The 15,703-nt window shown below is 42.7% G+C and carries 16 protein-coding genes; 4 read left to right on the top strand and 12 right to left on the bottom strand.

Annotated features, from left to right (window positions below; genetic code table 11):
• Positions 1-289: 289 nt before the first annotated feature.
• The 6 genes from ABR397_RS10060 to ABR397_RS10035 form a co-directional block, all read right to left on the bottom strand.
• A complete protein-coding gene (locus ABR397_RS10060) occupies positions 290-766 on the bottom strand; it encodes a hypothetical protein (protein ID WP_350305636.1) in 477 nt (158 codons plus the stop codon).
• 11 nt (positions 767-777) lie between these two features.
• The gene (locus ABR397_RS10055) at positions 778-1,200 is read right to left on the bottom strand and encodes a hypothetical protein (RefSeq protein WP_350305635.1); all 423 of its coding nucleotides are present in this window, start codon (positions 1,198-1,200) and stop codon (positions 778-780) included.
• 24 nt (positions 1,201-1,224) lie between these two features.
• Complete coding sequence (locus ABR397_RS10050; protein ID WP_350305634.1) at positions 1,225-1,665, bottom strand: hypothetical protein; 441 nt, start codon at positions 1,663-1,665, stop codon at positions 1,225-1,227.
• A gap of 296 nt (positions 1,666-1,961) precedes the next feature.
• The gene (locus ABR397_RS10045) at positions 1,962-2,414 is read right to left on the bottom strand and encodes a GNAT family N-acetyltransferase (RefSeq protein ID WP_350305633.1); all 453 of its coding nucleotides are present in this window, start codon (positions 2,412-2,414) and stop codon (positions 1,962-1,964) included.
• 17 nt (positions 2,415-2,431) lie between these two features.
• Positions 2,432-3,322 carry an EamA family transporter RarD gene (gene rarD, locus ABR397_RS10040; protein WP_350305632.1) on the bottom strand — a complete coding sequence of 297 codons (891 nt, stop codon included), beginning with the start codon at positions 3,320-3,322 and terminating at the stop codon, positions 2,432-2,434.
• Between the two features lie 119 nt (positions 3,323-3,441).
• Entirely contained in the window at positions 3,442-3,912 is a 471-nt protein-coding gene (locus ABR397_RS10035; RefSeq protein WP_350305631.1) for a thioesterase family protein, read from the bottom strand.
• A 296-nt stretch (positions 3,913-4,208) separates the two neighbouring features.
• Between ABR397_RS10035 and recQ the strand changes: the two genes are divergently transcribed.
• From recQ to ABR397_RS10015, 4 genes are all read left to right on the top strand, one after another.
• Positions 4,209-6,035 (top strand): ATP-dependent DNA helicase RecQ, encoded by a 1,827-nt coding sequence (recQ, locus tag ABR397_RS10030; protein ID WP_350305630.1) that lies wholly within the window; start codon positions 4,209-4,211, stop codon positions 6,033-6,035.
• A 14-nt stretch (positions 6,036-6,049) separates the two neighbouring features.
• Positions 6,050-7,048: a lysophospholipase L2 gene (gene pldB / locus ABR397_RS10025; RefSeq protein WP_350305629.1), complete on the top strand. Its 999-nt coding sequence runs from the start codon at positions 6,050-6,052 to the stop codon at positions 7,046-7,048.
• Between the two features lie 22 nt (positions 7,049-7,070).
• Positions 7,071-7,871 carry a sugar/pyridoxal phosphate phosphatase YigL gene (gene yigL, locus ABR397_RS10020; protein ID WP_350305628.1) on the top strand — a complete coding sequence of 267 codons (801 nt, stop codon included), beginning with the start codon at positions 7,071-7,073 and terminating at the stop codon, positions 7,869-7,871.
• 445 nt (positions 7,872-8,316) lie between these two features.
• Positions 8,317-8,763, top strand: coding sequence for an H-NS histone family protein (locus tag ABR397_RS10015; protein WP_350305627.1), 447 nt, complete (start codon positions 8,317-8,319; stop codon positions 8,761-8,763).
• 1,460 nt (positions 8,764-10,223) lie between these two features.
• On the opposite strand, the gene ABR397_RS10010 is transcribed toward ABR397_RS10015, so the two are convergent.
• The 6 genes from ABR397_RS10010 to tssI form a co-directional block, all read right to left on the bottom strand.
• Positions 10,224-10,493: a hypothetical protein gene (locus tag ABR397_RS10010; protein ID WP_350305626.1), complete on the bottom strand. Its 270-nt coding sequence runs from the start codon at positions 10,491-10,493 to the stop codon at positions 10,224-10,226.
• A gap of 85 nt (positions 10,494-10,578) precedes the next feature.
• Positions 10,579-11,724 carry a type VI immunity family protein gene (locus ABR397_RS10005; protein ID WP_350305625.1) on the bottom strand — a complete coding sequence of 382 codons (1,146 nt, stop codon included), beginning with the start codon at positions 11,722-11,724 and terminating at the stop codon, positions 10,579-10,581.
• Between the two features lie 15 nt (positions 11,725-11,739).
• Entirely contained in the window at positions 11,740-11,910 is a 171-nt protein-coding gene (locus tag ABR397_RS10000) for a hypothetical protein (protein ID WP_350305624.1), read from the bottom strand.
• A gap of 31 nt (positions 11,911-11,941) precedes the next feature.
• Positions 11,942-13,087, bottom strand: coding sequence for a DUF3396 domain-containing protein (locus ABR397_RS09995; protein ID WP_350305623.1), 1,146 nt, complete (start codon positions 13,085-13,087; stop codon positions 11,942-11,944).
• Between the two features lie 15 nt (positions 13,088-13,102).
• Entirely contained in the window at positions 13,103-14,461 is a 1,359-nt protein-coding gene (locus ABR397_RS09990; protein ID WP_350305622.1) for a VRR-NUC domain-containing protein, read from the bottom strand.
• A gap of 2 nt (positions 14,462-14,463) precedes the next feature.
• A partial coding sequence (gene tssI / locus ABR397_RS09985; RefSeq protein ID WP_350305621.1) for a type VI secretion system tip protein TssI/VgrG occupies positions 14,464-15,703 on the bottom strand: 1,240 nt, incomplete at its 5' end.

Raw genomic sequence — 15,703 nt, 5'->3', positions numbered from 1 at the left:
CTTATGATAAAAATCATTAAGTAAATGGTAGGTCCCAATAAATAGAGGATATCCAGATTTCTGGTGGTTCTTAATATGCCAAGGTTTTTTAGGAAAAAAATTACTATGGCATAGCTTAATAATATGACTAGAAAGATAAGTGTTACTATATTGTATTCATTGATATATCCAGAAAATAACATGATAGATGCTGAGAAAAGGCGTACACTCCATTTGGGTTCGGGAAAAGCTCTCGTACCCAAATATAGATAACCAGAAATCAGTAATAAAAATACAATGAAATTAATGTTCATTGTATGTTCGAATGGCAAGTGGAACATCCTGAACTTGCTGATCCTCTGCTCATACCTTTGAGTAGGGCATTGGTTGCACCACCGGCACTGACACCTAATGCAGAGCTGGCAGCTACACCCATCGTGCTCGGGCCCATCAAACCACCGGTAGCTCCGGTAACGAAACCCGCCGATGCTGCAGTGATTGCATTCCTCCAGTTAACAGGGTCGCCGTTGGATTTATCAAGTCCTATGGATAAGCTCGCTCCGCCAACAGCACCGATAGTGCCAGTTACTATTAGTCCAACTTTGCCTTTCGTTTCATGCATTTCTTCGGAGTTGAGTTGACTGAATGAGCTATATCCAAGTTCTTCCATACTCATATTATGCAAATTATCATTTATAGGCTTATCATTATTCCCAGAAACTACAGCATAGGATGCGGTTGTTAATGTTGACAAAATTAGTAATGAAGTAAAAAAAACTCTTAACATTGCCAGAATCCTCAGATTTTGTAAGATAAAGAAACAGAAATGGTAGATGTTTTATTATTACCGACACCACCTTTAACATTAATATCAGTGGAAATCTTATCAGTCAAATTTACTACCGTTCCAACTAATAGGGAAGTATTACTATTCCAATATTTTTGAGATACAAGGTTTTTTTGTGTATAAATAAAATCTTTTGAAAAGCCCCAACGAATATTTACTTCCGGATTGACAGCGAAGATGATGGAGCCCCTTGTAGTATAAGCTGTATAATCGTTTGAAAACCGTTCTCTAGATATGCCATCTAAATATCCTGCGGACAGACTAAGAACTAAAGGATCATAAATCCAGTTTAGTGATGTTCCCAGTGTATAACTTTTTATTTTACTTTCTTTTATATTTATTCCACCAAAGAAAACAGTATAATCAGAGAACAAGTAGGTTTGATAGCTTCCTCCTAGTCAAACACCATTAAATTGATATTTTTCATTAACGGCTTTCTTACCGTCATCAAAGGTATATTGAGTATTCTGCCATTGGCCGTTGACAGTAGCACCTACTGCAAGTTCATTTGTAATACCATATATTAGCGATGAATGAGCAGAGACACCGTTAGTTTCTTTTTGATATGTTTGAGTCCCGCTGTTCAGAATATAGTGACCGGGGGATATCTCGTTTAAATAAAATGATTGGGAACTTCCACTGCCTGATTTGTTTAGAATGGAGATACCAGTCGAGAGAGTCCATTTTTTCTTCTCAGGTAGAAAATCATCAATTTTTAAAATATTTTTTGGTTTTTCTTTATCCGCTATTTCCTTTTCTTGCGGAAGGGAAGATGCAAAGGTGGCATGGGAAAGAGAAACTATTGTAATCGCTGCAAGTCCTGTTGCTATTTTAATCATTTTCTTTATATGTTAATATAATTTAATGTTATTATCTCTAATGTTAAATGTTATGTCAATTAATCATACCAGAAAAAGGCTTAAATCATTTTTTTTACTAAAATTGTTATTTTTTTGTGAGTTTTTTGTCTGTTGGCTATTAGTTTTTTTAATGTTTATAGTGATTTTTGTGGTGGTTAAGTTTATAACTGAATGTTTTGTTAAGCAGCCTAAGGTGCCTTAGGTATGAGTTTTTGACTGAACATGTAATTTAGTGGAGATACTAAAGCATGATTAATTTACTCTATATCTTACTTTCATCGTGTACTCCTTATCATACGAATCGCTGTCCCTAATTGAGTATATTCTTCCCCTAAACGTTCAAAGCCAAGAGCAATATAAAACCCTTTGGCTTGAGGATTAGCCAGCACCCGCAATGAGGTTCCTCCTTCTATATGAACGTTATTCAGTGCTGCTTGCACTAACTGTCTGCCGACATCTTGATGCCAGACAGTGGGTTCAACAAATAATCCATCAAGTTCTGCATCTCCATCAGATTGTGGCAATACAACACTGAACCCCAAAATAATGCCGGCTTGTTTCGCAATATAAACATACCCCGCTTTAATATGTTCTATCGGGAGTTCTATCATGTGGGGATTGGCTAATAATAATTCCCGATCTTCTTCCCACATGAGAGACGCGCGTAACTGGAGTGCTTCAAGGGCAGTTTGTTCTGCAATTTTAGCCAGTCTGATGGTTATTTCCATGTCGTAAACTGATCCTGTTATGTTTTCAACCTGCGCTGTGTATAAAGTGCATCCAGTGTAAACAGCACTAATGCTGCCCAGATAAAGCCAAAAGTAATCAGGCGATCTGCACCTATTTGTTCACCATAGACCAGTATTGCCAGTAAGAACATCAACGTTGGGCCGACATACTGGAAGAAACCCAGTGTAGACAGACGCAAATGGGCAGCGGCTTCCGTATATAGCAGTAATGGAACCGTGGTGATAATGCCTGCGGCAATCAGCAGTAAATTCAGTGTCGTTGGGTTAGCGCTTAAATCGCTGGTTGGGGTGTTGGCAAAACCAAACAGGTAAATAGATGCAACGGGCAGTAACCATAGTGTTTCAATCGTCATGCCCGTTTGAGCATCAACATTCATCTTCTTACGAAGCAGGGCATACAGAGCGAAAGTGACAGCCAGACTTAATCCAATAACGGGTACAGAACCAAATTGCCATAACTGGATTAACACGCCAGTAAAGGCTAGAGCAACGGCAACCCATTGCATCCGGCGAAAACGTTCACTCAGAAACAGCATACCAAACAAAACGTTAACCAGTGGACTAATGAAGTAACCCAGGCTGGCTTCCAGCATATGACCGTGGTTGACTGCCCAGATATAAATTAGCCAGTTACAAGCAACAATGGTCGCCGTCACTGCCAATAGCAGTACTTTTTTAGGTTGACGTAAAACGTTGGATACCTGTGACCAGTGACGGGTTACTGTTAGTAGCAGCAACATAAAGAAAAATGACCAGATAATACGATGCGTCAGGATTTCGTCGGCAGGTACTTGCTGAATGTACTTAAAATAAACTGGGGCGATTCCCCAAATAAAGCAGGCACCAAAGGCGTACAGAATGCCTTTGGTAGTTTGTGGTTTATTCATATTGTCCTAATGTTAATAAAAAGGTGTGGAAAGTGTAATGGATTTCTGCCCGTTAACATGGAAATAATATGTCACCGGGCTGAATATTACGCAAGGGATTAATATCTCAAATGATATGACTAACCGACCAGGTAAGTCGCTGTTGCACTGGCGATATGTGCTCTCTGCTCGTTATGCAGTTCAGCTCTGGCGACAGAAACTTTATTCCCATTGCGGATAATACTGCTGGTGGCGGTAAACACTTCACCACGACCGGGGCGTAGATAATCCACCCGCAAATCAATCGTTCCCATTGTTGATAATCGTTTTTCTAATTCTTCTCGTGGAATGGGTGTTATACGAGCTAAGGCATTACCGACACAGACCAATCCGGCACAGACATCCAGCACTGATGCAATCACACCGCCATGTAAAATCTTCTGTGCGGTATTTCCTACCAGCTTACTCTGATTATGGAACTGTATTTCTGCGTAATCCTGTTCAAACCGGAGCAGCTCAAGCCCTAATATCTGGTTAAAAGGCATATGGTAAATGAAAAAATTACCAATTAGCTGGCGGGCTTGCTCCAAGGTTACTTGCGTTGTAGACATTTAACTTATCCCCAAATAAAGGTGCGTGTTATTAATACCACTTTATATAGTGAATAAATTGTTAATGTTATGCTTTTATTGCCAACCTTGCCAGTTTGCGAGGCGTCTCGAGAAACAATCTGAGCAAAATTAAAGTTCGTGTGTAAAATAACCTGTGTTGCCTTTTTGACGCTTTATAAATGACAACTGTGTTTGTTATGTAGCGGGTTTGTTGTTGAAGTAATTATTACGAGAGTAAGATAACATAATGCGCGGATGCTTAAGCGTCTGTGATTTTTTAATGGTTGAGGAAAAGCGTGTCTACCGCAGAAGTCATCAATACGATATCACTGGCAGAGCAAGTATTGCGGGAAACCTTTGGTTATCTGCAATTCCGGCCTGGTCAGCAACAAGTCATCAATACCATTCTTGAGGGGCGTGATTGTCTGGTCATTATGCCGACGGGTGGTGGTAAATCATTGTGTTACCAAATCCCGGCGCTGGTGCAGGAAGGATTAACCTTGGTCGTTTCTCCCTTGATCTCTTTAATGAAAGATCAGGTGGATCAACTGAGGGCGAATGGTGTCGCGGCTGATTGTCTGAATTCAACTCAGGCCCGTGAAGAGCAGATGGATGTGATCCGGCGTTGCCGTCAGGGCATGATTAAATTGCTGTATATCGCTCCTGAGCGCTTAATGATGGATAACTTCCTTGAACAGCTTTTGGAATGGCGACCCGCTATGCTGGCTGTGGATGAAGCCCATTGTATTTCACAATGGGGCCATGATTTCCGGCCTGAATACCGGGCGCTGGGACAGCTCAGGCAGCGCTTTCCAACATTACCTGTCATTGCGTTGACGGCGACCGCTGATGAAACTACCCGCAATGATATTGCCCGGCTACTGAATCTCGATAATCCGCTTATTCATATCAGCAGTTTTGATCGCCCCAATATCCGTTATACCTTGATAGAAAAATACAAACCATTAGATCAATTATGGTTATTTATCCGTGGTCAGAAAGGTAAAAGCGGCATCATTTACTGCAACAGCCGCAATAAAGTTGAAGAGATATCAGAACGTTTACAAAAACGTGGTTTGAGTGTTGCGCCATACCATGCAGGGTTAGATAATAGCCAACGCGCCCGGGTACAGGATGCATTTCAACGTGATGACTTGCAGGTTGTGGTTGCGACCGTGGCATTTGGAATGGGCATTAATAAGCCCAATGTTCGGTTTGTGGTTCACTTTAATATTCCACGTAATATCGAATCCTATTATCAGGAAACAGGGCGTGCCGGACGTGATGGTTTACCTGCGGAAGCGGTGTTGTTCTATGATCCGGCTGATATGGTATGGCTTCGCCGTTGTCTGGAAGAGAAAACCGCTGACACACAGCAGGATATTGAACGGCATAAGCTTAATGCGATGGGAGCCTTTGCCGAAGCGCAAACTTGCCGCCGTCTGGTGTTATTGAACTATTTTGGTGAAAGCCAACAAACCGCTTGCGGCAACTGTGACATCTGTCTTGATCCACCGAAAAATTATGATGGCTTGGTGGATGCACAAAAAGCGCTTTCCTGTGTTTACCGGGTTGGTCAGCGTTTTGGTATCGGTTATATTGTTGAAGTGCTCAGAGGCGCGAATAATCAGCGTATCCGCGATATAAGGCATGATCGTTTGCCGGTTTACGGCATCGGTAAAGATCAAAGCCAGGAACACTGGGTCAGCGTGTTGAGGCAGCTTATTCACTTAGGCTTTATCAGTCAAAACATTGCCAATTATTCGGCATTACAATTAACAGAAGCTGCGCGGCCAGTATTACGTGGTGAAGTTTCGCTGAAACTGGCAGTTCCACGGATACAGAACCTGAAAGGGCGTAGCCAGCAAAGTAAATCATATAGTGGCGATTATGATCGCAAATTGTTTGCCAAGTTGCGTAAATTACGGAAATCTATTGCTGATGAAGATAATATTCCGCCTTTTGTTGTATTTAATGATGTCACGCTGATTGAAATGTCAGAGCAATGCCCGGTTACGGCTGAAGAAATGTTATTAATCAACGGGGTAGGACAACGAAAGCTAGAACGTTTTGGTAGCGTTTTTATGGCTTTGATTTGTAAACATCTGGAGGAGTGTGAATAGCTTGGAGATGATTTATGAAGCCCGAAATGTTGAAAGAGAGCTGGCTTAATCGTGAGATACAGTTTTCTGCTTTTGCTAACGGGCCTCTGTTAGATTTCTGGCAAGCCAGGGAAGAGCATGAGTTTATCGGTGTCGATAATGTGCTGATACGCTATGTCCGCTTTTGTGCAACAACCCAGAATCATAGAGCGGTTGTTATCTTGCCGGGCCGTAGTGAAAGTTATGTCAAATACCCGGAGGTGGCATTTGACTTTTATCATCTTGGTTACGACGTTTTTATCATTGACCATCGTGGACAGGGGCGATCCGGTAGGATGCTTGAAGATCCACAGAAAGGGCATGTAGAAAAATTTGATGACTATATTGATGACGTTGAAACGTTCATAGAAAGAGAAATTCTCCCTCGTCATTATTCTCACTGTTATGCATTGGCTCATTCAATGGGCGCGGCAATATTAGGGGGATTCTTATTACGTCACAGTCAGATTTTTGATGCAGCGGCCCTTTGTGCACCTATGTTTGGTATTAACTTACCAATGCCGCACTGGTTGGCTGCTTTGCTGGTGAATCGGGCAGAAAAGCGACCGGCTAGACGAAATAACTACGCAATACTGACCGGAAAATGGCGTCCGTTGCCTTATTTGGTAAATCTTCTGACACACAGTTATGAACGTTATAGCCGCTATCTCCGTTATTACACGGATTATCCGGAATTACGTATAGGTGGCCCGACATATCACTGGATGCGGGAAAGTATGCGGATTGGCGATATATTGATAGAAAAAGCAGGAAAAATTGAGACGCCACTGATGGTCTTAAAAGCCAGTGAAGATAAAGTAGTTAATAATCAGCAATTACGGGCTTTTTGTGAATCACATAGGAAAGAGAGGACTTTCATTGAAGGGCAGTCACCTTTGATTATTCAGGGGGCGCATCATGAGATCCTATTTGAAAAAGACAAATTACGCAGCCAGGCACTCAACGCTATATGTGACTTTTTTGACCAGAATTGATTCAATTATAGGAACTACAACTATGTACTACATTGTTGCTTCAGATTTAGACGGTACTTTGCTGTCTCCTGATCACAAATTAACGTCTTACACCAAGGAAACCCTTAATCTACTTACAAACAAAGGCATTCATTTTATTTTTGCCACCGGCCGTCATCATGTGGATGTTTCCCAAATCCGTGATGGGCTTGGTATTGATGCCTATATGATCACCTCCAATGGAGCCAGGGTACATAATACAGCGGGCGAACTGGTTTTCAGCCACAATGTTGATCCTGATATTGTGCATGACTTGTGTCTGATGGAGTTTGATAACCCTGATATTCTGACCAATTATTACCGTCATGATGATTGGTATATGAATCGTGAAAGCCCTGAGCAGGAAGAATTTTTCCAGGAGTCAATATTTCATTATCGGCTTTTTGAACGTGATAATTTTAAGACTGATGGTGTCTGTAAAGTTTATTTTACCTGTGAAGATCATGATCTGTTGCTCATATTGGAGGAGGCAATCAATGCACGTTGGGGCGATAGGGTGAATGTCAGTTTCTCGTTACGTAATTGTCTGGAGGTCATGGCTGGTGGTGTTTCCAAAGGCCACGCCCTTGAACAGGTAGCTAAATCTATGGGCTATAAACTCAGTGATTGCATAGCTTTTGGTGATGGAATGAACGATCTGGAAATGCTGACGATGGCTGGTAAGGGCTGCATTATGCGGGATGCTCACCAACGCCTGAGAGATATCTTGCCGGATATGGATGTGATTGGTTCAAATGCAGATGATGCTGTTTCCCGCTATTTATGCAAAATGTATCAGGTTTGATTGCTCAGTTATAATTGAGCGCTATTGGCGCTCAGATTTCTGACGAAGTGCTGGTTATTTATCCGGCGCTTTGTGTTAATCAAGTTCCGTTTACCAAACGGAGCTTGCTGCCATGTTAAGCACACTCCTCTTCAACCTTTTCTTTTTGAAAAGGACTCATTTGAATACCTTGTTTACCACAATTATCTGATTCGTAAAATCGATACTGCCGTTGATTTTCTATTTATCCGTGAGGCTATTGCCTTGAGACAAAATCAGTGTGGTTTTAAAATCTGAAAAAAGGACAAGTGTATTACGAATAAACAGGTAAAAACTTTAATTATTAAAGGTAAAACAGAAATGATTAAGGATTTTTTTAAGTAGGTAAAAAATTCGGTGATATACTGACATTGAAAGAGAAAACATCAAGAAAAACGGATTTTAAATATATTAATAAGGTGACAAAATGACAGAATTAACCAAAGAACAAGAATATGAAATTGTATCAAAACATTTAACAGGATTAACCACATTAAGAAAATTTGCTCAAACAAAAGATTTTGATTGGCTGAAAGAAGTTTACGTAAAACTAGAGGTAATCGTTGACGAAAGCCGGGAATATTCTAGATTAGCCAGATTAGAAATAGAAGAAAAAGAACAAAAACGTTTAGAAGTATTAAGAATTATTGAAGAAATTGGCCTTGATATTAATACCATTAACATACCTATCACCCTCTCTGGTTTTAAACCTAAAAAATTAAATACAGGAAAAGGAAAAACGAGAAAACCGAAGTATCAGTTTAATGAAAATGGCGAAATTAAGTATTGGTCTGGAAATGGAAAAAGACCATTAGGTTTACAAAAACTGCTTAATGAGGGCCATTTATTAGATGAGTTTTTAATTAAGAGATAAGAAAATTGTCGGAATAAAAATTGCTGTGTACTTATTGCTGATATTTTAATATTGATCGCTTTCTCTTTTTGCTTGCATTTTCCTTTTGGGGAGATTGCAAGCTTCTTTTTATCGGTGATTAACTCAGTTATCTATCAGCCAAGGGTGAAAAAAATAGGCTTCCTATTAATGCCGATTATTAAGAGGTACAGAATGACTAAAAGCGGATTATTCTCTACTATGTTTAATTAATTTATCAGTGATTATATACTCAGTTTATTTTATATTTACCTAATCTGCTATGATTATTTAAAAGAGTGAATGTAGAGATATTAAGGATTTTATATAAATGGTAGATTTAAATAAATGCGGATTTTCAGAAAGATAATTAATTGCATTTAATGGGAAATCATTAACCATTAATAGAAAGTTGAAAATAAATCAGTGTTTAAAAGAATATTATTTTACCAGGGTGGTGTTTAAGTGGTTTTTCGTCATTATGGTATAAAGAGAACTATAAAAATAATGTAATAAAAAAATGGATAAAACGGTTAATCTGGCAATATTTTAGCCTCGAAGGAGAGGGTGATTATCCGGAAAAACATAAAGAGATTTATTTATATCATCGGGATATTTATTTTCTGATTTATGAAAATAAAATAAAGAGTGGTGACTTATTAAAGCCGATCCAAATTGCCGGTAAAACGGCGTCAGTAAAGATAAAAAGTGAGTGCGATTAATGTTGATTAAACGTAAAACACGATATCCTATGATGATTAAAATCAATAAAAAGTAGGTGTTAAAAGTAGTAAAAAACCGTTAAAGCTCTATACTGATTAAAACCATAAGTTAAAACAATGATTTTTAATAACGTTTAAAGATTTTCCATCATGAATTTACCTAATCTGCATAATAATTTAAAAGTACGAATGCAAAGATATTAAAGATTTTATATAAAGAGTGGATTTAACTCAATAAATTAAATTTTTCAAAAGGAGAGTTAATTACATTTAATCGAAAACCATCAATTATTAATCACGAGTTGAAAATAAATCAGTACGTAAAATAACATTATCTGAACCGATGGGTATTTAAGCGTTTTATCACTGGTTGTTTTATGAAGAAAACCCTAAAAAGAACGCAATAAAAAATAGATAAAACGGTTAATTTGGTAGGATTTAAGCTCTGAAAAAGGAGATGATTATCCGAAAAAATAAAGGCAGGGGCTTATTTAAACTGTTTAAGATTGCGGATAAAACGGCATCAGTAAAGATAAAATGCGGGTATGATTAGCGTTGATTAAACATAAAACACGACAGCCGATGATGATTAAAATCAATAAAAAGCAGGTATTAAAAGCGGTAAAACAGAGGTGAAAACTTTATTTTGATTAGAACTATCAGTTAAAACAAGGAATTTTAATGACAGTTTAAATCCTGGTCATGCAGGTTTTTTTCTCTATTTAATATCCGGTAGTGCTGCTAGAAGACCTTTTTCCCAGCGAGCCGGCCGCTTGGTTGGCAGAGGGTATTTTCTGCTGTAGGTTCTTCTCCCTGGAGATAGCGCATAGGAGCGATGACATTTGCTGATTGTTCATAGTACCAGTACAGTTCACTACTGCGGGGATAAACGTCCATTGTTTCTGAGATGACTACTTCCAGCGTTGTCGTATCGCCATTCAGGGGCAATTTAGCCGCAAGTTTTGCCAAAACCTGTTGGCCCGGCAGGGAGGATTGCAGATTGCTAAGCAAACTGGAGAGGATTTCACTGAAAAACTGGAACTCCAGCGCGTCCTCTTCTTCCCGCGTCTCTTTTTCATCGACTGCTTCTCATCCTTTACTCATTCCTATTTTCTGCTTCTCGTATCAGATGCCATACCGTTGTTCCCGGCTCTGTGCCCTGAATATCAAAGGCAGTCGCGCCCTGAACAAAGAAATACTGTTTGTCAGGCTGGCTGTCGGTGCGCCAGAATCCGCTGACCAGCATCGGTTCGCCGCTTCTCACCGGGGTTACATGCAGAGGACCCCGGTCATAGCGGGCATACCAGGCTTTTGTGGAAATAGCATCAAAATGACCGGCGCCATAGAAGTGCAGAGAATCACCTTCTCCTGAAACAAAACGTACCGGACGTATCAACTGGTTAATGGCAAAATAACTCTCTGGGACGCTTCCCGGCAGCGGGGTCAGATCTGGGTATTGACCCGCCCGTATCATCAGACCATTGGAGTAAGGACTAATCACCACATCCGGGTAGCGTGCCAGTGTTTTACGTATCCAATGTTCCCCGCCCAGCCGTCCGACAAAGCGTTTGGATAGCAGGGTGATCCAGTTCATGCTCCGTATAGCATCGGCATAATCATCCAGTGTAGTGTGAACAGTGGAGTTGACTTGCAAGGTGGGGTAGCGCAGAGCCAGTTGGTACTCCAGAGGAAAATAATCATGATAATCTCTGGGTAAGACCAGACAGTAGCCACAATCTCCCCAGTCAGGTTCGAGTTGTTCACACAGAAAGTCCAACCAGGCCATAAAGCGGGCCATGCCCTCTGGTTCCTTCAGATAATCCCAGGGCAATACCAGACTGAGGTAAGAGCTACTATCGTCACCATCATCCTCATCAGAATCCAAGTAATTCATTAGATAGTGAGGGGCTTCATAGATATTTTTAGCATCACTAACATCCCAGCTAGAAGGCTGGTTTTTTTTCTGATTAAGAATACCTTCTTCCACTTTGGCAATATTTTCCGGTGAATATTTTTTTAACCCTTTCAGCTCATGACGGTGAAAACGCAGGTGGGTACCAAATTCTTCGCGAAAGCGCCGGTAGCAGGCCAGAATGCGTTGCTTTTTCTCCTGAGTGTAGCCCTGTTTAAAAAACAGGGTTATTGAGATACCCAGGCGGGAAACAGTCAGTCCATCGCCATTGATAAAAAGAAAAGCGGTCAGTTGTGATCTCAACTGGTCAAAGTAATCTACAGTTTCCATCATTTTCTCCGTGAATTATGAGGCGGTGGCGAATGTTACACCCGCCAATATAGTCAGGACAGCCGCTAATGCTGCGGCACTGGCTGCGGCTAAAATTCTCACCAGTACAATCAGCGCCGCAGCAACGGCAAGGGTAACGAGGATAACAACGGCAACTTCGGCAATAATCACAATCACTTCCAGCATCTGCTTTTTTTTATCGACTGCTTCTCATCCTTTACTCATTCCTATTTTCTGCTTCTCGTATCAGATGCCATACCGTTGTTCCCGGCTCTGTGCCCTGAATATCAAAGGCAGTCGCGCCCTGAACAAAGAAATACTGTTTGTCAGGCTGGCTGTCGGTGCGCCAGAATCCGCTGACCAGCATCGGTTCGCCGCTTTTCACCGGGGTTACATGCAGGGGGCCCCGGTCATAGCGGGCATACCAGGCCAGGGTGGAAGTTGAATTAAAATGACCCGCCCCATAAAAATGCAGAGAATGACCTTCACGGGGGATCACCCGTATCGGACGTATCAGTTGGTTAATGGCAAAATAACTCTCCGGGACACTGCCCGGCAGCGGGGTCAGATCTGGGTATTGACCCGCCCGTATCATCAGACCATTGGAGTAAGGACTAATCACCACATCTGGGTAACGAGCCAGTGTTTTGCGTATCCAGACTTCGCCGCCCAGGCGTCCTACAAAACGTTTGGATAGCAAGGTGATCCAGTTAATGCCACGGATGGAATGACCATACTGTAATTTGGCTGTATGCACTGCGGAGTTCACTTGCAGGGCAGGGTAACGCTGGGCCAGTTGGTACTCTAAAGGAAAGTAGTCATAGTAATCTTTGGGCAGGACCAGACAGTAGCCACAGTCTCCACTGTCGGGTTCGAGCTGGTCACACAGAAAATCCAGCCAGGCCATAAAACGAACCATGCCGTCTGGTTCTTTCAGATAATCCCACGGCAGTACCAGACTCAGGTAGGAGCTACTATCGTCACCATCATCCTCATCGGAATCTAGGTAACACATCAGATAGCGAGGGGCTTCATCTTCATTTTTAGCATTACTGACCACCCAACTAGAAAACTGGTTTTTTTTCTGATTAAGAATACCTTCTTCGACTTTGGCAATATTTTCCGGTGAATATTTTTTTAACCCTCTTAATTCATGGCGGTGAAAACGCAGGTGGGTACCAAATTCTTCGCGAAAGCGCCGGTAGCAGGCCAGAATGCGTTGCTTTTTCTCCTGAGTGTAGCCCTGTTTAAAAAACAGGGTAATCGAGAGCCCCAGGCGGGAAACAGTCAGTCCATCACCATTAATAAAAAGAAAAGCGGTCAGTTGTGATCTCAACTGGTCAAAGTAATCTACAGTTTCCATCATTTTCTCCGTGAATTATGAGGCGGTGGCGAATGTTACACCCGCCAATATAGTCAGGATGGCAGCTAATGCTGCGGCACTGACTGCGGCAGCGGCAGCTAAAATTTTCACCAGTACAATCAGCGCCGCAGCGACGGCAAGGGTGACGAGGATAACAACGGCAACTTCGGCAATAATCACAACCACTTCCAGCATCTCTTCACCCACTTTTTTCAATATTTGCATCCAGCTAATATTTTTGAGGTCTTCCAGGGTGATATCTGAGCCCTGTTGCACGGTTTGCCACCGGGTTTTTATCTCACTCTCCGTCCAGGTCACGATTTTCCCCGTTTGTTCACTGACCCAGGAAAAAGCGTAACTGGCCTGATGGCTTATCGGGTCAATAATCTCGTTACATACCCACTCGCCGGCTTCACTGAACCATGCTCCAAACTGGGCAAGGCGTTCACGGGTACTGTTACGGACATAATCTAGCCCCTGTTCTGTCAAGCCGGCTACCTCCTGCCCGAGGACAACCCAGTCTTCATAGCTGGGTAAAAACGACCAGCGGGAAGTGCTGAGAAGCGGTGGATTTTTTGTCAGGGGTTGCGGAATAGTGCCCGGCACGCCCTCTTCGGGAGGAATGGGTAAAGCTTCCTCATCAGGAGGCGAACCGGGCGGCAGTGGGGCCAGTGGTATGGGGTTTTTATAGTGTTGGGAACCGGGTTGATAATGTTTTCGCCATGCTTCATCGTACTGTTTTTGTTCCTCAGTACGATTATCGCTGATACGCATTACACCAAAGCGGTCTTCGGTTGCAATCTGAATGTAATCAGTTTGTTGTCCTAGAGTTAGGTCATCGCCCGGAAATTTCACTTCAATCAACATTTTCAGATTATCGGGGTGTACAGAACCATCGAAGTAGGTGGCATTTCTGCCCGGCCAGCGGAGAGCTTCATCTTTAACCAGAATAATATCGGGCCGCCGAATACGCTTAACGCCAAATTTCTTCGTATCGTCGGCAGAAGGCCGGGCAAACGGATTGCTGGATTGGGGTAAATTACCGCTATAACGCTGTTTAGAGGCCAGACTGGTTGCCAGCATGGGCAAAGGAACATCTTTAGGCCCTCTGATAGCAAACACCACTTCCGCTTTATAGGGCCACAGAAAGTCATGTTTGAGTTCCTCAACCTTAATCAATCCACTCATAATGACTTGATTAAGAAAGCGAATAGCACCCAGCCGGGTGATAATCATTGCCGGCAGACGCAGGGCGTATTCGGCTTTTCTCGCCAAATAACAGGGATCTTCATCGGCGGGAAAGATGCCTATTTCCATCGTACAGTTAATTGAGGTCACGGCCGGGCACATCTTGCCGCTGTTGGATATTGTCATACTTATTTCTCCGTAAATTCCATAACATGCTCTACCGGTGTGTTATCACTGGCCTGATATAAGGTTTGCTTCGGTTTCGGTGGGGTTTCCGGTGAACTCAGTTGCAGATTTTCTTCTGCCTCACTCTGTACGGTTACAGTTCTGCCCAGCGTGTCAGTTTTACCGGAAAGGGTCTGACCGCCAGCGGTGGTGATGGTATAGAGGGTATCCACCAGCGGCTTACCGCTTTGCTCGCTTCGCAGGGTATAGCGTGCTGAGTAGTCAAACAGTGCATCGGCGGATTTCTTTCCAGTGATATGGTCAGACATGGTGATACTGACCCCTTCGATACGGATATTCCCCATTGGGTCAATGACTATCTGCCCGCCTGCGTTCCCAATCGTGATTTGCCCGCTTTCCGAGTGCACGGTGATATGTTTACCCACGGCAATTTGCTGGTTATCGGTGACGTTAAATTGATGGCTTTTACCAATGGAAATGGCCTGCTGACCTTTAATGGTCACCGTTTGATTTTGACTGACTTCCAGCGTCTGGAAGCCCTGCACGGCTTCATCATCATCGTTTTTAATAATGGTGGTCCGGTTATGCTCCACTTCTGTTTTCTGATCATGATTTATCTGTGTGGTTTTATCCCTGAGAACCTGGGTATTCATATCCCGTTGAGCATGAATAAACACTTCCTCGCTGCCGTTTGCATCTTCAAAACGCAATTCGTTAAAACCATGACCTTTATGGGTCTGGGTTTTGAACGTAGTGCGGGTCTTTTCCTCCGGTAAATTCAGCGGCGGACGGTTAAGCGCGTTATAGGTACATCCGGTAATCATGGGGCGGTCAATATCGCCGTTGAGATAAGAGATAATCACTTCCTGGCCGACTCGCGGTGTTGCCAGAAAGCCAAATCCGTTGCCGTTCCAGCCCTGTGCCACCCGTACCCAGCAGGATGCCTGGTCGTCAGGCGCGTCGTAACGGTTCCAGTGGAAGTGAACGCGAACCGCACCATCTTTATTGACATAAATTTCTTCCGTGCCGGGCCCGACAACTGTGGCGATTTCATCGCCGTCAGCCTGGGGTTTATAGCGGTAGGGCGGACGCCAATCGTTGCGACCGGGAATAAACCGGGTCTGTGAGTTGAGGGTCGTGCCGGCTCCGCCATCGCCCAAAACGGCAGGCACATGCCCCTGATGTCGGGAAGAGACGACTTGCCAGCGGTCATTCATGGCGTCAATCGGGTGGTGGGTTAAC

This window comes from Photorhabdus viridis (genome assembly GCF_040256935.1).
Lineage (GTDB): Bacteria > Pseudomonadota > Gammaproteobacteria > Enterobacterales > Enterobacteriaceae > Photorhabdus > Photorhabdus viridis.
The sequence above is the reverse complement of the archived record's forward strand: the minus strand, read 5'-3'. Positions and strand labels throughout refer to the sequence as shown.